The organism is Candidatus Planktophila sp. (assembly GCF_040402275.1).
Classification (GTDB): Bacteria; Actinomycetota; Actinomycetes; order Nanopelagicales; family Nanopelagicaceae; genus Planktophila.
In genome coordinates this window covers 1-19,555 of the sequence record NZ_JBBAMW010000008.1, presented here as the reverse complement: position 1 = coordinate 19,555, position 19,555 = coordinate 1, and the positions used below count along the sequence as shown (strand labels likewise).

The 19,555-nt window shown below is 45.7% G+C and carries 18 protein-coding genes and 1 tRNA gene; 15 read left to right on the top strand and 4 right to left on the bottom strand.

What is annotated here, in order from left to right; genetic code table 11:
* Positions 1–27 precede the first annotated feature (27 nt).
* Positions 28–345: an Rv1322 family protein gene (locus AC9UEY_RS03190; protein WP_509537666.1), complete on the top strand. Its 318-nt coding sequence runs from the start codon at positions 28–30 to the stop codon at positions 343–345.
* Here the strand turns inward: AC9UEY_RS03190 and AC9UEY_RS03185 are convergent.
* Positions 342–1,829, bottom strand: a complete 1,488-nt coding sequence (locus tag AC9UEY_RS03185; RefSeq protein WP_509537663.1) for an aldehyde dehydrogenase family protein — start codon at positions 1,827–1,829, stop codon at positions 342–344. The two genes, AC9UEY_RS03190 and AC9UEY_RS03185, sit on opposite strands and share 4 nt — an antisense overlap.
* Positions 1,830–1,867: 38 nt before the next feature.
* Here AC9UEY_RS03185 and AC9UEY_RS03180 point away from each other — a divergent pair, with 38 nt between their 5' ends.
* Positions 1,868–2,578, top strand: coding sequence for an alpha/beta hydrolase (locus AC9UEY_RS03180; RefSeq protein ID WP_509537660.1), 711 nt, complete (start codon positions 1,868–1,870; stop codon positions 2,576–2,578).
* On the opposite strand, the gene AC9UEY_RS03175 is transcribed toward AC9UEY_RS03180, so the two are convergent.
* Positions 2,575–3,702 carry an AI-2E family transporter gene (locus tag AC9UEY_RS03175; protein ID WP_509537657.1) on the bottom strand — a complete coding sequence of 376 codons (1,128 nt, stop codon included), beginning with the start codon at positions 3,700–3,702 and terminating at the stop codon, positions 2,575–2,577. The genes AC9UEY_RS03180 and AC9UEY_RS03175 overlap by 4 nt on opposite strands.
* Before the next feature lie 84 nt (positions 3,703–3,786).
* Between AC9UEY_RS03175 and AC9UEY_RS03170 the strand changes: the two genes are divergently transcribed.
* Genes AC9UEY_RS03170 through AC9UEY_RS03160 form a run of 3 tightly spaced genes read left to right on the top strand, consistent with a single transcriptional unit; the run spans position 3,787 to position 7,071 of the window.
* Positions 3,787–5,013: a DUF4032 domain-containing protein gene (locus AC9UEY_RS03170; RefSeq protein ID WP_509537654.1), complete on the top strand. Its 1,227-nt coding sequence runs from the start codon at positions 3,787–3,789 to the stop codon at positions 5,011–5,013.
* Between the two features lie 13 nt (positions 5,014–5,026).
* Complete coding sequence (locus AC9UEY_RS03165; RefSeq protein ID WP_509537651.1) at positions 5,027–5,887, top strand: co-chaperone YbbN; 861 nt, start codon at positions 5,027–5,029, stop codon at positions 5,885–5,887.
* Positions 5,884–7,071 (top strand): MFS transporter, encoded by a 1,188-nt coding sequence (locus AC9UEY_RS03160; RefSeq protein ID WP_509537648.1) that lies wholly within the window; start codon positions 5,884–5,886, stop codon positions 7,069–7,071. Before AC9UEY_RS03165 ends, AC9UEY_RS03160 begins: the two co-directional genes overlap by 4 nt.
* A 1-nt stretch (position 7,072) precedes the next feature.
* Here AC9UEY_RS03160 and aceE read toward each other — a convergent pair whose 3' ends face one another.
* Positions 7,073–9,793 (bottom strand): pyruvate dehydrogenase (acetyl-transferring), homodimeric type, encoded by a 2,721-nt coding sequence (gene aceE / locus AC9UEY_RS03155; protein ID WP_509537645.1) that lies wholly within the window; start codon positions 9,791–9,793, stop codon positions 7,073–7,075.
* Between the two features lie 115 nt (positions 9,794–9,908).
* Here aceE and AC9UEY_RS03150 point away from each other — a divergent pair, with 115 nt between their 5' ends.
* The 10 genes from AC9UEY_RS03150 to AC9UEY_RS03105 all read left to right on the top strand — a co-directional run bounded on the left by AC9UEY_RS03150 (position 9,909) and on the right by AC9UEY_RS03105 (position 18,419).
* On the top strand, positions 9,909–10,289 hold the full coding sequence (locus AC9UEY_RS03150) for a DUF3052 domain-containing protein (protein ID WP_509537743.1): 381 nt from the start codon (positions 9,909–9,911) through the stop codon (positions 10,287–10,289).
* Between the two features lie 9 nt (positions 10,290–10,298).
* Positions 10,299–10,751, top strand: a complete 453-nt coding sequence (locus AC9UEY_RS03145) for a peroxiredoxin (RefSeq protein WP_509537642.1) — start codon at positions 10,299–10,301, stop codon at positions 10,749–10,751.
* A 53-nt stretch (positions 10,752–10,804) separates the two neighbouring features.
* Positions 10,805–10,879: transfer RNA gene (locus tag AC9UEY_RS03140), tRNA-Val, on the top strand.
* Positions 10,880–10,901: 22 nt separating this feature from the next.
* On the top strand, positions 10,902–11,630 hold the full coding sequence (locus AC9UEY_RS03135) for a zinc ribbon domain-containing protein (protein ID WP_509537640.1): 729 nt from the start codon (positions 10,902–10,904) through the stop codon (positions 11,628–11,630).
* Entirely contained in the window at positions 11,631–12,716 is a 1,086-nt protein-coding gene (locus AC9UEY_RS03130; RefSeq protein WP_509537637.1) for a bifunctional RNase H/acid phosphatase, read from the top strand. It abuts the gene before it with no gap.
* Positions 12,717–12,862: 146 nt separating this feature from the next.
* Positions 12,863–14,482 carry a peptide ABC transporter substrate-binding protein gene (locus AC9UEY_RS03125; RefSeq protein WP_509537634.1) on the top strand — a complete coding sequence of 540 codons (1,620 nt, stop codon included), beginning with the start codon at positions 12,863–12,865 and terminating at the stop codon, positions 14,480–14,482.
* Between the two features lie 103 nt (positions 14,483–14,585).
* Complete coding sequence (locus AC9UEY_RS03120; protein ID WP_509537631.1) at positions 14,586–15,575, top strand: ABC transporter permease; 990 nt, start codon at positions 14,586–14,588, stop codon at positions 15,573–15,575.
* The gene (locus tag AC9UEY_RS03115) at positions 15,575–16,450 is read left to right on the top strand and encodes an ABC transporter permease (RefSeq protein ID WP_509537628.1); all 876 of its coding nucleotides are present in this window, start codon (positions 15,575–15,577) and stop codon (positions 16,448–16,450) included. The genes AC9UEY_RS03120 and AC9UEY_RS03115 overlap by 1 nt, the downstream gene beginning before the upstream one ends.
* Positions 16,447–17,445, top strand: a complete 999-nt coding sequence (locus AC9UEY_RS03110; RefSeq protein ID WP_509537625.1) for an ABC transporter ATP-binding protein — start codon at positions 16,447–16,449, stop codon at positions 17,443–17,445. The genes AC9UEY_RS03115 and AC9UEY_RS03110 overlap by 4 nt, the downstream gene beginning before the upstream one ends.
* Positions 17,442–18,419, top strand: a complete 978-nt coding sequence (locus AC9UEY_RS03105; protein WP_509537622.1) for an ABC transporter ATP-binding protein — start codon at positions 17,442–17,444, stop codon at positions 18,417–18,419. The genes AC9UEY_RS03110 and AC9UEY_RS03105 overlap by 4 nt, the downstream gene beginning before the upstream one ends.
* Positions 18,420–18,440: 21 nt before the next feature.
* Here AC9UEY_RS03105 and AC9UEY_RS03100 read toward each other — a convergent pair.
* Positions 18,441–19,555, bottom strand: a 1,115-nt coding sequence (locus AC9UEY_RS03100) for an Orn/Lys/Arg family decarboxylase (RefSeq protein ID WP_509537619.1), incomplete at its 5' end; no start/stop codon positions are given.

Below are 19,555 nucleotides of genomic sequence, written 5' to 3'. Positions count from 1 at the left end.
GTCACTTTACTATGCGAAAATACTCCTGTGAGCCCGCGTAGAAACTACCCCAAGAAGCGGGTGAAGCCTGAAGAACCTCGGGAAATCAATATTGCTTCCACCGGTGAGAGCACAGAAGAACACAGCGATGGTGTTTACATTGTGCGACGCCTAACAGGATCTGGTTCTACAAAGCCGTATCGCTGCCCTGGATGTGATCAATTAATTCCGCTTGCAACTCCACATGTTGTTGCTTGGCTTGAATACGATGAAGAAGGTCGCCGTCATTGGCACACAGCCTGTTGGGCAAAGAAAAACAAAAGGCGTCCTAATACTGAACGTACTCGAAACGCTCCTCGTTTTTAACCTAGCCGGCCCTTTAATAACTTTGTAGCTTTCACAACCAATTTGTCATCTTTAGCACGGCGCTTAAAACTTAAGAAATTAAGTGGGATATTAAATCGAGTGCGAACAACAGTGCGTGGATATGTGTATTCAAGTAATCCTTCAGGGCCATGCACGCGTCCATAACCGCTGTCTTTTACTCCACCAAATGGAACAGATGGGACTGCAGCAAATGAGAATGTTGAGTTAATTGCAACCATTCCGCAGTGCAACTGTGAAGCAATCTTCTTTCCCTGTCGTTTAGACCAAATATTGGCTCCTAAGCCATAGCTAGAAGCATTAGAAAGAATGATAGCTTCTTGCATACTTGCCACACGATTGATAATGATTATTGGTCCAAAGGTTTCTTCCCGAACAGCAGCAGATGATTCGGGGACATCTACCAAAATAACTGGCTGAACAAAAGGTGCTTGAACTGATTTTAAAGAACCGTAGGCAAATTTTCCACCATCTTTAATTGCAGCTTTGATGTGAGAAGAGATAACAGAAATCTGTGAAGGCATTGTTGCCGGGCCGTAATTTCCATCCCCAGGTGCACCTGCATAAATGTTCTCTGCAAGGGCAACAGCCTTTGCAATAAACAAATCAGCGACTCTTTCATCAACATAAACGCGTTCTGCGCCAATGCAGGACTGGCCAGCATTAGCCATTGCAGACCACATCGTTGCATCAGCTGCGCGATCTAAATTCGCATCCGCTGCAACAATTACTGGATCTTTTCCACCGCATTCGGCAACTATCGGCGTCAGATTTGTTGCACATGCTGCAGCAACTAACTTGGCGGTCTTGGTTGAACCGGTAAATGACAGCTTATCTACTCCGCTAACACATAACGCATTACCTGTCTCTGCTGCACCAGTGATGGTTGTGAAGATGTCTGCAAAGGGTGCAACGGTATTAAAACTCTCTTCCAGCCACACACCAACACCTGGCGCGTATTCACTTGGCTTAAACACAACGGTGTTTCCTGCAGCAAGTGCGTATGCGATAGATCCAACAGGAGTAAAGACTGGGTAGTTCCAGGGGCCAATGACACCCACAACACCCAATGGTGAACGCTCAACAGTTGCAGACATATTTGCCATCAAAGCACCGGGAGCACGATATGAGGTTCGCATAATGTCTTCAGCATGTCTGGCGGCCCAGCCGATGTGGCTTACCGCCATGGATGCTTCAAGTTTTGCATCACTAACTGGCTTACCAGTTTCAAGTGAAACAAGCGCTGCAATCTGATCAACGTTATTAATAATGTAATTGCTCCAGGCCAACAAAACCTTCTTACGTCCTGAAAAACCTAGTGTTGCCCAAGCAGTGCTGGCATGTCGGGCATGACCAACAATCTCAGCAACTGCCTTATTTGAATGAATTGGATATGTTCCAATGGGCTCACCAGTAGTTGGGTTATATGAGTTGAATGCTTTGGTAGATCGTGAAGTGGTGGCCATGTGAACAAGCCTAGTCGGGTATAGATAGGATTTGAAGTATGAGCCAGCCTGTTAGATCGAGTAGTGTCTTTGAATCTATTCGAACACCATTTCATGTGATGACAGTTGATGGTGTTGATTTGATTGGTGAGGTTGCAGCACCTGTAGCTCCGTCAAAAGGTGCACTCCTTTGCTTGCATCCACTGCCAACAGCTGGTGGAATGATGGATAGCCACATCTATAAAAAAGCCGCCAACCGCTTACCTGCAATTGCCGGCATTACTGTTGTTCGATTTAATACACGTGGAACAACGAGTGAAGCAGGCAGCAGCACGGGAACATTTGATAATGGAGTTGCTGAGCACTTTGATGTGGAAGCGATGCTTTCTTACTGCTTTGACACTTTAAAGTTGGACAATCTTTGGGTCACTGGCTGGTCCTTTGGAACTGATCTAGCCCTTCAGCATGCAAAAGATTCACGGCACAAGGGGTTAATCCTTTTGAGCCCGCCATTGCGCACAACAACTGATGAACAACTTAAGTATTGGAATACAGATCCCCGCCCGATTACTGCTTTAGTACCCGAGCTAGATGATTATCTGAAACCAGATGCTGCTCGACAAAGATTTGCAATTATTCCCACAATGAACGTTATTGCTGTCGATGGAGCTAAGCATTTGTGGCTAGGGGAACCATCAGTTCACCGTGTTCTATCTGAACTAAACAGCATCGTCACCGGCGCACAAGCGCCGCTTCCCACTGATTTTTAACTGTTATTTGCGCGAGGAATAACTACTTCATCAAGTATCAAAATGATCGATGCTGCAACTGGCACGGCCAGTAATCCACCAACTAATCCCAATAATGATGAGCCAATGAGTGCGGAGATAATCGTTACCGCACCTGGAACCGCCAGGGTTCGCTTCATGATTCGCGGCGTAATAATGTAGTTTTCAATTTGCACATAAACAACGTATGCAACAAATGCAATCGCTCCGATTGCAACAGATTGAGTAAGAGCAATCAAAGTGACAATTGCGCTACCAAGGAAGTGCCCAATTAGAGGAATAAGGGCGGCGACTAAGACAATCATTCCGATCGCAATTGGCGAAGGCAAACCTAAAACTGTCGCCAGAACTACTACAAAAACGGCGGCCATAGCAGCTATCAAGATCTGGCTACCAACGAAGGCGCCGACTCTTGCGATTACAGCGTTGGTTAAACGTCCAACACGATCTCGGCGGCTTGCAGGTACTAATGAAAGACTTAGATCTACTGCTTGTGGCAATGAGGTGATGAAATACAAGGTGAGGACCAAAATAGTTAGCGCTGTAAAGAAACCAGACAATACCGATTTACCAACGCCGATGACTCCACCAAATGTACTGATAAGCAAAGTTCCATCAGATGTAATAGTTTTTAATTTTTCTTGCAAAGTATCGATAAGTCCGAATTGAGTATTGAGCTGATTGATAGTTTCATTTTTCATTAAGTCACGCAATAACTGTGGTGCATTCTCGATCAAATTTGTCCCTTGGCTAATCACTGGCGGAACGACAACTAGGGCAAAAAAGATGACAAATAGAATTACCGAAGAGAAAATTACTGTCACTGCTGTGCTTCGAGACATATTACGTTTACGAAGGGCTTCAACAGCAGGGTTCAAGCCAGTTGCTAAGAACAGGGCAATTAGTATCAATACAAAGATTTGACTCACACTTGCCAAAGCTCGCATCAAGACAATTGCGGTCAGAGCCCCGAGAGTTGCAATGAATCCGAAGTAAAAAGGATGGGATTGATTGATTGGTTTGCCCAGAATTCCGTAATCGACTGGTGCCTTCGTAGACTTAGGGGCACGAGTAGTAGCTTTCTTGATTCTCTGTGTAATTGCCATAGCGTTATTCTAAAGTGCATAGATCACTAAGAATGAACCGTGGTGTTCATGTTCTGGAAACAATTATGAGGAAGAATACCGACCATGGCACTGCGTATTACGGGTTTAGGCGAGGAGATCGCCTCTGTCACTGGCCTGCCATGGCACCTACCCCTGGAAGAGTGGCCAGAAGATCCAGTACTTGCCGAAAAACGCGGAATTTCGCGCCACGTTGTGCGTCTTGTACGAGCAAGTAGCGACCCAGATGCCGTTGTTTATGCAGTGAAAGAAACTGTTTCCGAGTTTGCCAACCGCGAATACGTCATTTTGCGCCAACTCTCTCAGCTAGGCGCACCATGTGTGGAACAAGTTGCCGTTGTCGAGGGCCGCACAGATGCACAGGGTGAAGAACTTCCCTGCGCCATTGTTACTCGTTTCTTGCCCTACTCATTGCCATATCGAGTTTTGTTATCGGGTGCGGTAACTGCAAATGAAATTACGACAATGGCAACTGCGCTCGCATTTCTCTTGGTTCGCTTGCATCTATTGGGATTTTGGTGGGGCGATTGTTCCTTGTCTAACACTTTATTCCGCAGAGATGCCGAAGGCTTTGCTGCATATTTAGTAGATGCAGAAACGGGTGAGTTTCAAAAAAGTTTAAGCGATGGACAAAGAGAGCATGATTTAGAAATTGTTCACTTCAACGTTGCTGCCGAATTAGAAGATCTTGCCTTATCTGGAGTTTTATATCCCGGTATGGATCCAGTGCGAGCAGCTGAAGCTGTGATTCGTCGCTATCGCAGATTATGGGCGGCGCTCAAAGAGCCTCAGTTATTAGATCCAAAGGATCGGCACGCTGTAGAAAGTGCAATGCGCCAGCTCCATGACCTTGGATTTGCTGTTGAAGAGGTTTCCGTAACCATTGATGGCAATACACAAATGCTTTCCTTCGTACCCAAGTTAGTTGCAGCTGGATATCACACACAGCGTTTGCGTGAGCTTATGGGGTTAGAAACAGAAGAGCTACAGGCTAAGAGATTACTTGCATCATTTGATCGCTATCGTGCACGTGAAAACACCGCTGGATTATCGATCCATATAATGGCAAAGCAGTGGCTTGGTGAAGTATTTGAAAAGGTGATCTCGCGAGTTCCTGATCACATGCGTGGCCGCGTAGAACGCGCACAGATGTTTCACGAAATCCTTGAAAACCGCTGGTATTTAAGTGAAAAAGCAGGCCATGACGTGGGACTTGAAGTTGCAACAGATAATTATTGCGCCGAGATTTTGCCATCGCGTCGTGACTCTGGCGTCGACATAGTTCTTGGGTAGATAGGATGGCATCATGAGTTTGCCACCTAATTTCGGGCAAGCCTTTGATTTAAGTTCTCTTACTAAACCAAAGGTAGATCCTTCAGTACCGATGCCGGGCATAGAGGTAACTGTCGAGAATTTAAGCAATAAAATCTTGCCGCTCTCTTTAGTACGTCCCGTAATTGTGTTGATGTGGACATCTCGTAGTCCTGAGTCTGTTGAGATGATTAAAACTCTTGGAAAGCTAGAAGTTGATTACAAAGCCGCCTTCTCCCTTGCACGAGTAGATATCGATGCAAACCCAGAAGTTGCACAAGCATTTCAGACTAAATCAGTCCCGTATGCCGTAGCAATTATTGCTGAACAAATGGTTCCCTTATTTGAACAGGCCTATCCTGAGGCTCAAGTAAAAATGGTTATAGATAAGGTCTTGACTCTTTCATCTGAGCAAGGTGTCGGTGAAGCACCGGTAGAGCACATTGAACCTGAAGAAACCGATGCGATGAACGCACTTGAATCTGGTGATTATGTTGCAGCTGAAGCCGCGTACAAGAAATGGTTAGCAAGAAAGCCTTCTGAAAACTTAGCAAAACTTGGTCTTGCCCAAACACAGTTATTGATGCGCACGGAGGGTTTAGATCTCAACACCATCATTGCCCAATCCACTGCCACACCTACCGACATTGCTCTTCAATTAAAGGCTGCAGATGTAGAGATTGTTAATGGGGGAGTTGAAGCTGCTTTCACGCGACTGCTTCATGCGGTGAAAGCAACAAGTGGTGATGAGCGTGCAAAGATTAAGAATCATTTACTGGATCTCTTTGCCTTGGTCGATCCATCTGATCCACGTTTAGCCGCTGCTCGAAAAGAGTTAGCGAGTGCCCTATTTTGAGAGAAAGTATCGATGTTAAGTATGAATTAAAGCTGATAAAGGTACTTTTCTTTCTATTCGGCCTTCTAATCATGTCCTGGGTGCCTAGATTCCCTGAAGTAAAAGCCAATTTGAAGCTGACTAACGGTGAGTTTGGATCAATCGTCAGTATGGCTGCAATAGGAAACCTTGTTGCGCTCCTTACTGTTGGTCACCTTGTGCACAAATATGGAGCGCGTTGGATTTTGCACATCGGAGCACTTTTACTGGCCGTCAGTCTTACATTCTTGACGCACAGCACATCAAGCCTTGTCTTTTTAATCTCTATCATTATTCAAGGTGGCGCTATTTCTGCCTTTCATATTTCCATCAACTCACAGGGATTCTTTTTCCAAGATCGCACCAAGCGACAGATCATTACTCTTTTGAGCGGTTTCTGGAGTAGCGGTGCACTATTTTCCTCAATGATTGCGGGATTATTAGTAGATCGAGTTGAATTGGGTACCTATACCAACTTTTTAGCGAGCATCTGCTTTGTACTGATGACTCTAATCATTATCAGGATTTCTCCAAATTTGATCAAAGCCAATATAAATCCTGATTCACAGCACAGGGCTAGGGATATGTTTAAGGGTTTTGAAGTTGATATCCCAGTCTCAGTTGCGCTGCTCTTGGTCATCATGCTTGAGTATGCAGTGAGCGATTGGGCTGCAATATTTGTAAAAGAGGATATGAAAATTCTGGGTGGAATTCACACTCTTCCTTACATTCTTTTCACATTAGCAATGATTATTGGACGATTAAACCTTCATAATCTCTTGCCCCGCTACAGTATTGATTTCTTGATGGCGCGTGCATCTTTACTCTCGGGGTTATCCATAATTGCAGGGATAATTGCGGTGAGCATCACCGGAACTTCAAATCAAACCCTTGTCATTGTCATTCTTTCAATTAGTTTCACAATCGCAGGGCTTGGTTCATCCTTCTTAGGGCCATCAGTAATGAATGCAGCAAATACACGCTCAAAGTTTCCATCCAGCGTTGTGATTGGCCAAATCGGAGTCATTAATATTGCACTCGTCTTTGTGATGCGATGGATTATCGCTTGGACGGCTCAGGCGACATCGCTTTCAATTGCACTGTGCATCCCTGCTTTAATGTTGCTGGTAGTTCCTAAGTTTTCTAAGATTTTTAAAAAGGCTTAGATCAACCTGAGCCTTCTGTGTTGCCAGCATCTGCTGCCGAGACATCATCAATTCGATACTTCTCCATTGCCTTTGTAACAATGCTTTGCTTGATCTCACCTTGATTGCACAGTTGCTGCAAGACGGCGACAGCGATGGACTCTGCATCAACATTGAAGTGACGACGAAGTGCGCCACGTGTGTCTGACAAGCCAAAGCCATCTGTTCCAAGTGAGTAGAAAGGCTGTTGGACCCAAGGAGAAATCTGATCTTGCACAGCTCGCATGTAATCACTAACTGCAATTACTGGGCCCTTGGCACCATCTAACTTCTTGGTGATGTATGCGGTGCGCTTGTCTTTTGGATTGAGCAGGTTATGTCGATCTGTTTCTAGACCATCACCACGAAGTTCATTCCATGAAGTTACAGACCACACTGAAGCTTTGACGCCCCAATCATCTGCAAGAAGTTGCTGCGCTTTAAGTGCCCAGTTAACTCCCACACCTGATGCCAATATCTGCGCACTCTTCTTACGTGATTGTGGTGCTGGTGAGTACAAATAGATTCCCTTGAGTAAGCCTTCAACATCTAAGTTTTCTGGCTCTACTGGGTGAATATATGGCTCGTTATAAAGGGTTAAGTAGTAATAAATGTTTTCACTGTTTTCACCATACATACGACGGAGGCCATCTTTAACAATGTGTCCAAGTTCAAATGCAAATGCAGGATCATATGCAACAACTGCTGGGTTAGTCGCTGCAAGTAGCAGTGAGTGACCATCTTCGTGTTGCAAACCTTCACCATTTAGCGTTGTGCGTCCTGCTGTTGCACCAACTACAAATCCTCGAACCAACTGATCTGCCGCAGCCCAGAATCCATCTCCTGTGCGCTGGAAGCCAAACATTGAGTAGAAGATGTAGATAGGAATCATTGGTTCATCATGAGTTGAGTAAGAAGATCCCACTGCAGTAAATGAGGCAACAGATCCAGCTTCATTAATACCTTCATGCAAAATCACACCTGACGTTGATTCCTTGTAAGACAACATTAATTCGCGGTCAACTGCTGTGTACTTCTGACCATGAGGAGAATAAATCTTCATTGATGGGAACAATGAATCCATACCAAATGTGCGAGCTTCATCAGGAATGATCGGAACAATGCGTGCGCCCAGTCCTGGATCCTTAACAAGATCCTTGAGCATGCGAACAAAGGCCATTGTTGTGGCGATTTCTTGATGGCCAGAGCCGCGTTTTACTGATTCATAGACAGAGTCGTCAGGCATTGTTAGTGGGCGTGATTGTGTGCGACGACGTGGAATAGATCCACCGAGTTCGGCGCGACGCTCTGCCACGTACTTTGCCTCAGGAGAATCTGCTGCTGGCTTGTAATAAGGAGGTAAGTACTTATCCAAGGCAGAATCAGGAATATCTAGATGCAATGTGTCGCGGAACTTTTGAATATCTTCCAAAGTCATCTTCTTCATTTGGTGCGTTGAGTTACGACCTTCAAAGTGTGAACCAAGTGTCCAGCCCTTAACAGTCTTAGCCAAGATAACTGTTGGGCGACCATTCTTGGCAGTTGCAGCGGTGTAGGCAGCAAATAGCTTCTGATAATCATGTCCACCGCGCTTTAGATTCCAGATTTGATCATCAGTCCAATTGGCAACCATTGCAGCGGTGCGAGGGTCGCGACCGAAGAAGTTATCGCGAACATACTTTCCAGACTCAGCTTTAAATGTTTGGTAATCACCATCAAGGGTTTCATTCATTAACTTAACAAGTGCGCCTTCGCGATCTTGTGCCAGCAATGGATCCCAACCGCGACCCCAAACAACTTTAATGACATTCCAACCAGCTCCACCAAAGATTGATTCAAGCTCTTGAATAATCTTTCCGTTACCGCGTACTGGGCCATCTAGGCGTTGCAAGTTACAGTTAATAACGAAAGTTAAGTTATCTAACTTCTCCCTCGTAGCAAGACCAATAGCACCTAATGCATCAACCTCATCTACTTCACCATCACCAAGGAATGCCCAGACGTTTTGATCACTTGTGTCTTTGATTCCACGGTTGTGGAGATAGCGGTTGTAACGTGCTTGATAAATTGCGTTAAGTGGTCCAATACCCATGGACACAGTAGGGAACTGCCAAAAATCTGGCATTAAACGTGGGTGAGGATAAGAAGAAAGTCCGCCACCTGGATGTGAAAGTTCTTGACGGAAACCATCTAACTGATTTTCAGTTAAACGTCCTTCAAGAAATGCACGTGCATACATTCCAGGACTTGCATGTCCCTGGAAGAAAATCTGATCTCCGCCACCTGCGTGATCTTGTCCGCGGAAGAAGTGGTTAAAACCAACTTCATAGAGGGCAGCAGATGATGCGTAGGTTGAAATATGTCCGCCCACTCCAACACCTGGACGCTGTGCACGGTGAACCAACATCGCAGCGTTCCAACGGTTAATGCGTCGGATCTTGCGTTCTAAATCTTCATCTCCTGGAAATGGAGCTTCATGTTCTGGACCAATGGTGTTGATGTAGTCAGTTGCACGTAGCGCAGAGATTCCAATATTTTTTTCACGAGCATGCTGCAACAAGTTGAGCATTAAGTAGCGAGCACGTACCGGACCAGCAGCTTTTAGGGCAGCATCAAAGGAGGCTCTCCATTCGGCTGACTCAGAAGGGTCGGTATCGACCAACTGTTCAATATTGAGATCTGGCGCTTCGAAGTTTTCGCTCATGTGCCTATTCTTGTCTGTACTGCCCCGTAAGTCGAAACTGAAAGGTGTGAAATTGAGCCAATTCCCCCTTGCGCTCAAGCCCGGCATTGTGTGGACTTAGCCTGTGCCTACACGGATGGGATTTGCCAAGGATGACCTGGTTCTAGAGGTCGGCTTTGATAATGATTGTGATTCCACAATACGAGACCAGATCATGGCTATTACCGGCACCACATTTCTTGAGGACGCCGCAACTGAAGTCGTTGATGCTGTTGTGTTGTGGTGGCGAGATGGTGATGGTGATTTGGTCGATGAATTGATGGATGCACTTGCATACTTATCTGAAGTAGGACCGATTTGGGTCTTAACACCAAAGGCAGGTCGCGAACTACATGTTGAACCGAGCGACATTCAAGATGCCGCACCGATTGCGGGGCTGAGTCAGACATCGACAATTGCGCTCGCAGGGGATTGGTCTGCAACTCGATTAGTGGCACGTAAAGCGGGCAAGAGGTAAGTTTTGCCCATGACAACAATTGGACAAGCAGCACCAGATTTCACCATTCCAAATCAGCATGGAGAAGCAGTTTCGCTCTCTTCTTTTAAGGGAAGCAAAAATGTTCTACTAATGTTTTACCCATTCTCATTTACTGGAACGTGCACAGGCGAGCTCTGTGCATTACGTGATGATCTTTCACCATTTCAAAATGATGATGTGCAAGTTTTGGCAGTCTCATGTGATTCACCATTTACGCAACGCGTTTTTGCTGAGCAAGAGAGTTATCAATTCCCAGTACTGTCAGATTTCTGGCCACATGGCGGTGTTGCAAAAACATACGGTGTCTTTGAAGAGTCAAAGGGTTGCGCACTTCGCGGTAGCTTCTTGATTGATAAAGAGGGCGTTCTTCGCTGGGAAGTAAAGAATGGTTGGGCTGCGCGTGAAAACGCAGATTACAAGGCGGCAATCGCTGCTCTGTAAGCGTGATTTAGGAAATCGTGGACTCGTAAGTTAAGATTTAAGTCTGCAATATCGGGTGCTTAGCTCAGTGGTAGAGCGTCTCGTTTACACCGAGAATGTCGGGGGTTCGAAACCCTCAGCGCCCACCAGTTCAAAGGGAGAAAAGAGTAAATGAAAGCATCTCCTAGCGACCAACGCTCAATTTTAGATATTCAGCGATTTGATCAGCAGGCAACTTCTCTTCGGCACAAAGCCTCAAATCTTCCAGAGCTTGCAGAACTAGCCAGCACAACTGTTAAGGCAAACAACGCTCGCGACCTGCGCATTGCAGCAGAAACAGAGCTCAGTGATGTTAAGCGCGAGCTATTGCGCGCTGAAGGTGATGTGGAGCAGATCGTTATGCGCATTACACGCGATGAAGCACGTCTTATCGGTGGCAGCGCTTCTCCTAAAGAGTTAGAACAGCTACAACACGAGGTTGGCACACTGGGTGCTAGACGCTCAGAGCTTGAAGAGGTTGAGCTTGAAATTATGATGCGTGTAGATGCAATCAATGAGCGCATCACAAAGCTAAAGGCTGAAGAGGCAGAACATGCTGCAGTTATTGCTGACCTTGAGATTCGCAAGGAAAATGCCATGGCCATCATCAACAATGATTTAGATGCAATTGTGAAAGATCGCAGCGAGACTTTGCAGAGCATTGAAAAAGCGTTAGTCGATCTATATGAAAAGATTCGTGACACAACAGGTGGGGCAGGTGCTGCAGCACTTGTTGGGGGAGCATGTGGTGGATGTAATCTTTCAATTAATACTGTTGAACTAAAAAGAGTTGCAGATCTAGCTGAAGATGAAGTGGTGCGCTGTGAAGAGTGCCGCTGCATCCTGGTGCGTGGAGTTTAAATGGCACGTCACTTTCACTTAACTGCAGATGGTGGGTCGCGCGGTAATCCAGGACCTGCTGGTTACGGAACTGTTATTACAGAAAACGGCAAAATCATTGCTGAGCTCTATGATTTCATAGGTGTTGCCACCAACAATGTTGCTGAATACAGCGGCCTTATTGCCGGTCTTACGGCGATCAACGAACTAGATGCAACAGCAACAGTTGATGTGAAGATGGACAGCAAGTTAGTAGTAGAGCAAATGTCTGGCCGCTGGCAGATTAAGCATGCAGATATGCGTGTTCTGGCCCAATCTGCACGCTCTGCACATAACCCATCACTAGTTACCTACTCATGGATCCCTCGTGATGAGAACTCACACGCAGATCGCTTAGCCAATAAGGCACTCGATCAACAAGCAGGTGGCGGGGAAGTAGTGCAGGTTCAGCAGAATTACTTAACAGAACGATTGTTAGCTACTGAAAAGGCAACAACGATCTATTTAATTCGACATGGTGAGACTGTATTGACTCCTTTTAAGAAGTTTTCAGGAGACGGACCTCTTAATCCAGAGTTAACAGATATTGGATTAGCTCAGGCTGAAAAAGTTGCAGTAGCTGTTGCGAAGTTAAATCCTGAGGTAATCATCGCTTCGCCCCTTAAGCGCACGACCCAAACAGCAGAGGCGATCTCACGCACAACTGGATTGCCAATAGTTTTTGAAGAAACATGGATTGAGTGTTCATTTGGTATTTGGGATGGTTTATCAATTGATGAAGTTAAAGAAAGATATCCAGCTGATTATCAAGCGTGGCTTTCTTCAACTGGATTTGCTCCTCCCCAAGGGGAGTCATACGACAACGTTGCTGTGCGAATAGATGCCGCGCTTAATCAAATAGCAGCCGAGTACCCAGGCCAAAGAGTTGTTGTTGTGACTCACAACGGAACGATTAAGTCTGCAGCCAAGGTTGTGGTTGGTGCACCATCAGAGAGCATTTTCCATATTGATGTTTCACCATGCTCGATCACAACGGTGAGTATCTGGCCAAGTGATGGCTTGCGCGCACTTCGCAGTTTGAATGAACAGGCTCACCTGCTCCAATAGATATGGCCTTTCATCCAGTTCATCACGCTTAGGCCTTGGGAAAAACGGACAATTCGCCTATAGTGGGTTCACCCTCGGAGAGCAACTCGCTCTCCATTCAAATGCATTGACCCTCGTCAGCGCAGATTATTTAAAGGATGGTTTACATGAAGGTACAGACACTAGGAAAGAGCGTTGCGGTTCTAGCAGCTCTTGCCCTTGCAGTCGGTGGAACAGTTGTTTCAGCTCATGCTGCAGCACCGACATACATTGATTGCCAGCTATTTGGTGCTGGCGAGCCAGATTTCATTGATCCAGCTCTTACATCAACTCTTGTAGGAGCCAACGTCGCAACAATGCTATTTGACGGACTTACAGACACAGATGCAAACGGAAACCTTTACGGTGAAGTTGCTTCAAAGTGGGCTACCAAGGATGGTGCAAAGACTTGGACATTTACTTTGAAGAAGGCGCTGAAGTTCTCTAACGGAGAGCCAGTTCTACCTTCATCATTTGTCAACGGTTGGAAGCGCTCACTTGATTCGAAGCTTGCTTCAGAGGTTGCATACCACGGTGACTTCATCTTGGGTATGAATGCGTACTCAACTGGTAAGGGCGCATTCCCAGCAGCATCAGTAGTTGCAGATGACAAGGCAATGACACTTACAGTAAAGATGGAAAACCCAACTGCAGATTGGCCATCAATTGTTGGTCACTCAGTATTCTCACCAATCCCAACAACAATGATTGGCGCATCTGGCAAAATTGAAGAAGATGGCACAAAGCTTGTTGGAAACGGTCCATTCATGTTAGACAAGGCAATTACAAAGCGCGCAGGTGGCGAAGTTGTAATCGTGCCAAACCCTAACTATGGTGGCAAAGCTTCACTTCTTTCAAAGGTTACATTTAAGATTTCATCTGATGTCAATGTTGCATATAACGCATTTGCATCAGGTCAGTGCGATAACGGTCCAATTCCAGCGGGTCGTTATGCAGAGCTTCTAGGCAAATGGGGAACTAAGGGCGTTAAGACAACTCTTGGAACTGACTACTGGGGCTTTAACTGGGAAGATCCAACTGTTGGCGGAACAAAGAACAAGTACCTTCGTTCTGCAATTTCAAAGGCAATCGATCGTAATCAGATCTCAACAGTGATCTATCAGGGTGTACGTAAGCCTGCTTCAGGTCTTCTTCCACCAGGACTTCCTGGCTATGTAGCTGGACAAGGAATCACAAGTTCACGCGATCTAGATGGCGCAAAGGCAGATTACAAGCGCTGGTTAGATCTTGGTAACAAGACTCCTGCTCCAATTCGTCTTTCATACAACGATGGTGCTGGTTGGGACAAGGTTGCTTCAATCATCATCGCCAACTTGAAGGATGTAGGAATTCCAGCAAAGTTAGATCCATACCCAGCTGATGGAACCTACTTCTCAAAGATGCGTAAGGGTCAAGGTCAAATGATTCGTGCTGGTTGGTTCGCCGACTACGCAATCGCTGACAATTTCTTGTACCCATTGCTTCACTCAAATTCAATTGGTGGAGACAATCTAGAGCGTTACAGCAGTGCAACATTTGACAGCTTGATTAATTCAGCTCGATCAACAACAAACAAGTCATTTGCTCAGAGTCAGTACCGTCGTGCCGAGGTGCAAGCTCTACGTAGTGACGTTGTTCTCACCCAGACCGTAAACCGCGGAATCGCAGCAGTGCTTGCATCAAGCACCTCTGTATTCCCAATCAGTCCGCTAGGAATGATTGTTTTCGATCAAATCGTAAAGAACTAGTTTAAGTTCTTATGGAATGAGGGGTCCTCGAAAGAGGGCCCCTCATTTCGATTTATAGTTCATGAATTTTGTAACATAGATATCACCACTAAGATTGAGAGAAATGTTTACCTACACAATCAAGCGTCTACTCCAAAGCCTTTTGGTTGTTTGGGCTGCAGTTACCTTGATGTTTGCTCTCTTTTTTATTATTCCTGGAGATCCCATTTCGCTGAAAAGTGGCGAGAAAGCCCTACCTCAGGAGATTCTGGATAATATTGAAAGAAAATATGGTTTAGATAAGCCAACCTATGTTCAGTATTTCCGCTTTTGGGGCAATTTATTCCGAGGAGATCTTGGCTATTCATACAAGAATGACAAATCAGTAAACACAATTTTACAAGATGGTCTATCAACAAGTGCGCGCCTGCTTTTCTGGGGTGCTTTATTTCAATTGATTATTGCCCTAGTTGTAGGCCTAACGAGCGCGATAAAGCGGGGATCCCTCGGTGATCGTATTGGAACAGTGTTTTCCGTTGGCGTTCAAGGTATTCCAGTATTCGTATCAGGCCTCTTAGCTCAATATCTTTTTGGAGTTCTTCCATTCCAGTTGGGATGGGATTGGCTCAATTTCTTCAAACCGTGGCCGCAAAGTTGGGCGCTTGGAATTATTCCAACCGATAGTTGGAAGGGCATGATCTTGCCCGCCCTTGTTGTTGCAGTTGTTGATGCAGCCTTTATTGCGCGCATGCTTCGATCATCATTGCTTGAAGTTTTACGAGCTGATTACATTCGGACCGCATTTGCCAAGGGTTTATCTGCCCGTCGTGTCTGGTTCCACCACGCATTACGTAACGCCTTAATTCCAGTGGTAACAGTTTACGGAACTTCTTTGATTGCAATCTTTGGTGTTGCGGTTCAGACCGAAAAAGTTTTCTCATTACCTGGTATGGGTTCGACTATTGCTGATTCGGCCTTGTCGCAAGATGCACCGGTTGTGCTTGGTTTAGCAATCGTGGTTATCGCCTTTGGTGCCTTTGTTAACTTGGTAGTTGACCTTAGCTATGCCTTGATTGATCCGCGCATCAAAATAGATGCAAAGGCGGTGCACTAATGTCGATGGAAGAGCAGATCCCAGTTTCGCTTTCCTATTGGCAGGATGTGCGTAAGCGCTTCTTTGGTAACAAGATTTCAATTGTCGGATTAGCAATTCTTATTTTTCTAATCCTCGCCGGAATCATTGGACCATTCATCAGTGGTTGGAAGTACGATGATCTTGGGCCAGATATTTTGGTTGGACCTGGTTCTAACGGACACTGGCTAGGAACCGATGATTTGGGTCGAGATATTTTCACACGCGTCACCTTTGGAATTCGACTTTCATTGACAGTTGCAATCGTTGTCACAGTAATTTCAGTTTTTGTTGGTGTTTCATTAGGCGGTATCGCAGGTTACTTCGGTGGCTGGATAGACACGCTCATCAGCCGCTTCATTGATACCTGGCAGGTCATTCCTTTCGTGTTGATCGGCTTCGCAATTATCACCGTCTTTGGCTCATCCTTTTGGGTGATTGTGGCTGCTCTCGTTTTCACAGGTTGGTACTCAACAACTCGTTTATTTCGTGCATCAGTGATGCAGGTTAAATCTTTAGAGTATGTAGAAGCTGCTCGAGCAACAGGTGCGACAACAAAGCGAATTATTCTGCGCCACATTGGACCAAACGCGATCCCGCCAATCATTGTTGTTCTTGCCTTCTCTGTGGCAGGTGCGATCTTGAGCGAGTCTGTCTATGCCTTCTTGGGTGTGGGATTCCGTGAACCAACACCATCTCTTGGTGTGATGATTTCTAGCTCACGTAACTACTTAACAGATAAGCCATTTGTTTTCTTTATTCCAGGATCTGTCCTTGTCTTGCTAACACTGTCAATTGTGCTCATTGGTGATGGACTGCGCGATGCACTCGACCCAAAGCTTCGAGGTGTTAAGTGAGTCAGCCTCTCTTACACATCGATGATTTACACGTTCACTTTAATACCAGCGATGGTGTTGTTCAAGCGATCAATGGCGCTTCACTTACCTTAAATCCAGGTGAAATTGTTGGACTTGTTGGCGAATCAGGATCAGGTAAATCTGTTACCGCCATGAGTATTTTGGGATTAGTCCCAAAGCCTCCTGCTGTTTATCCAAAGGGTCGCATTTTGTGGAAGGGTATTGATCTTTTAACAACACCTGATCGTGAACTTCGCGAGATTCGTGGCGGCGAGATTTCAATGATCTTCCAGGATCCAATGACATCTCTTAACCCTGTCTACACAATTGGTCATCAGATCTCTGAAATGATTCGTGTGCACGAGCGTATGTCAGCTAAGGCTGCAAAGCTTCGTTCTATTGAAATGCTTGACCTGGTTGGCATGCCAAATCCACAACAGCGAGTCGATGATTACCCACACCAATTTTCAGGCGGAATGCGCCAGAGGGCAATGATTGCAATGGCTTTGTCATGTAATCCAGAGCTACTAATCGCTGATGAACCAACTACTGCACTCGATGTGACTATCCAGGCACAGATCCTTGAAATCCTTGAAAAGTCTGCACGTGAATTAAATGTTGCTGTCCTTCTTATCACCCACGATTTAGGCGTAGTGGCTGGTATCTGTGATCGTGTGGCAGTTATGTATGGCGGTCGAATTGTTGAAGAGGCACCAGTTGATGATCTCTTTGAGCGCCCACTGATGCCATACACATGGGGCTTAATGAAGTCGATCCCTCAAATGGATAAGACTTCTACAGATCGTCTTTACACAATTCCTGGAACACCTCCAGTGATGTCACGACCTCCAAAGGGTTGTGCATTTGCTGCACGTTGTGAGTTTGCAATTGATAAGTGCCAAACAGAAGTACCAGAGCTAGAAACATATGCCCCTGGCCGCTTGGTTCGTTGCCATCGCGTGAATGAACCTAACTTTGTGAAGGTGCTCAAATGACCGAGCCATTGCTAAGAGTTGTTAATCTAGAAAAGAAGTTTCCAATTCAGCGTGGAATGTTCAAGCGCACAGTAGGACAGATCCACGCCGTCGATGGTATCTCTTTTGATATTGCACCCGGTGAAACCCTTGGCTTAGTGGGTGAATCAGGCTGCGGCAAATCAACAACTGCCAGGTTGATCTTGCGTTTGCTAGATCCAACATCAGGTGAGATTTACTTTGATGGCAAAGAGATCCATGCAATGTCTCGCGAGGAAATTCGCGCAGTTCGCAAAGATATGCAGATTGTTTTCCAGGATCCATATGCATCTTTAAATCCACGTATGACGGTGCGCCAAATTGTTGCCGAGCCACTGATTGTTCATGGCATGGCTAAAGATGATTCAGATCCACAGGTCGATGAAATGATCGAACTCTGTGGGCTTTCTCGTGAGTTCGGAAACCGCTACCCGCATGAATTCTCAGGCGGACAGCGACAGCGCGTTGGAATTGCTCGTGCATTAGTTACACGTCCAAAGTTAGTCGTGTTAGATGAGCCTGTATCTGCATTAGATGTTTCGGTACAGGCACAAATTCTTAACTTGCTAGATGACTTGCGTGAAAAGTTTGGGTTTAGCTACCTGTTCGTGGCCCATGATCTCTCTGTTGTTTCACATATTTCTGCTCGCGTTGCAGTGATGTATTTGGGAAAGATTGTTGAAATTGGCACCCGCGAAGAGATTTTCAATAATCCGAAGCACCCTTATACAAAGGCGCTTATCTCTGCAGTCCCACTTGCTAATCCAAAGTTAGAGCGCGTACGTAAGACTTCTCGAATTGTCTTAACTGGTGATGTGCCAAGCCCAGCAAATCCACCATCAGGATGTCGCTTCCGCACACGCTGCTGGAAAGCACAAGAGGCTTGTACAACTACTGAGCCTTTGTTAGTTAAATCTGGTGATCACCAGGTTGCTTGTCATTTTCCTGAAAAATAACTAGCCCTGAGAAGTAACTAGTTACTTAGTAACGCGGTAGGTGGAAAGTGTTGAATCACTTGCATAGGCAATTCTCACACCTGCCTTTTGCGTTGCTGCCAAACCATTCACAATCTGTTCTGTCAGTAACTCACCAGGTGCGACAACTGCAACACCTGGGGGATAAGGTGCAATTAAGTCGGCGCTGATACGACCAATGGCATCTTTGGCTGAAACAAACTCAGTATCGGCAAAGTAGGCATCACGCATAGAAATGGCAACGGTTGGCACAACAGACCAGCTCAGAGATGTTTGTGTTTGTCTCGTTGGGCCTTGCAATTTCTTCAAAATAGGAACAAGTGCGTTTTCAAGCACTGTGAAGTCCTCTGCTGTATCTGCCAATGTGGCCAAGAAAACGATGGTGTCTTGATCAGCCATTTCCACACGAATATTGGCTTTTCCCAACTCTCTTTCGACATCCACGCCTGATAAACCAAGAATGTTTGCTCGCAAGACAATCTTTACGGGATCAAAGCGCTTGGAAGGAAAATCTGCAGCATTAAGAAATATCGTTTCAGTAAAGTTTGCTTGAACTGATGCCTTAAAGGAGTTAACGAGTGAAACAAGCTCTCCTGTTAATTGGTCTCCCCGAGTCTGAAGTAATGCGCGAACTCCATCAATTGAAGCAAGGGGAGCTCCGGCAGGTGAGGTTGTGTGAGTTGTTTCAAAGCTTTGTTCAATGCGATCTAAGTTCAGTAGTTTTCCTTGTGCTAACAACAAAGCTGAGGCGCTATAACCGGGCAACGCTTTGTGAACGCTAGTAATGAGCGCATCTGCACCTAACTGCAACACATGCAGAGGAAGCTGTGGGTTAAATCCAAAGTGGCCACCCCAGGCAGCATCAACAATTACTGGGATTGAATTCTCATGTGCCTTCTTAATGAGTGCCGACAGTTCTGAAATTGTTCCCAGGTAGCCAGGTTCAGTAAGCAATAGCGCAATAGGTTTTTGGTCTAGAACTCTCTCTAGTTCAGAGACCGGAATTCCTGTTGGAACACCCGTTGCTGAATCAATCTCAGGTGTTAACCAGATTGGTTCTAGCCCAGTTAGAACAAGAGCGCTAAGAACTGATCTGTGAGCGGTGCGAGTAACTGCCA

Bases quoted from the DNA above. Each gene is read 5' to 3' on its own strand.
- AC9UEY_RS03145 (WP_509537642.1), top strand. From the start codon at position 10,299: ATGACAACAATTGGACAAGCAGCACCAGATTTCACCATTCCAAATCAG.
- AC9UEY_RS03130 (WP_509537637.1), top strand. From the start codon at position 11,631: ATGGCACGTCACTTTCACTTAACTGCAGATGGTGGGTCGCGCGGTAAT.
- AC9UEY_RS03115 (WP_509537628.1), top strand. From the start codon at position 15,575: ATGTCGATGGAAGAGCAGATCCCAGTTTCGCTTTCCTATTGGCAGGAT.
- AC9UEY_RS03175 (WP_509537657.1), bottom strand. From the start codon at position 3,702: ATGGCAATTACACAGAGAATCAAGAAAGCTACTACTCGTGCCCCTAAG.
- AC9UEY_RS03135 (WP_509537640.1), top strand. From the start codon at position 10,902: ATGAAAGCATCTCCTAGCGACCAACGCTCAATTTTAGATATTCAGCGA.
- AC9UEY_RS03165 (WP_509537651.1), top strand. From the start codon at position 5,027: ATGAGTTTGCCACCTAATTTCGGGCAAGCCTTTGATTTAAGTTCTCTT.
- AC9UEY_RS03150 (WP_509537743.1), top strand. From the start codon at position 9,909: ATGGGATTTGCCAAGGATGACCTGGTTCTAGAGGTCGGCTTTGATAAT.
- AC9UEY_RS03170 (WP_509537654.1), top strand. From the start codon at position 3,787: ATGGCACTGCGTATTACGGGTTTAGGCGAGGAGATCGCCTCTGTCACT.
- AC9UEY_RS03120 (WP_509537631.1), top strand. From the start codon at position 14,586: ATGTTTACCTACACAATCAAGCGTCTACTCCAAAGCCTTTTGGTTGTT.
- aceE (WP_509537645.1), bottom strand. From the start codon at position 9,793: ATGAGCGAAAACTTCGAAGCGCCAGATCTCAATATTGAACAGTTGGTC.
- AC9UEY_RS03185 (WP_509537663.1), bottom strand. From the start codon at position 1,829: ATGGCCACCACTTCACGATCTACCAAAGCATTCAACTCATATAACCCA.
- AC9UEY_RS03125 (WP_509537634.1), top strand. From the start codon at position 12,863: ATGAAGGTACAGACACTAGGAAAGAGCGTTGCGGTTCTAGCAGCTCTT.
- AC9UEY_RS03180 (WP_509537660.1), top strand. From the start codon at position 1,868: ATGAGCCAGCCTGTTAGATCGAGTAGTGTCTTTGAATCTATTCGAACA.
- AC9UEY_RS03105 (WP_509537622.1), top strand. From the start codon at position 17,442: ATGACCGAGCCATTGCTAAGAGTTGTTAATCTAGAAAAGAAGTTTCCA.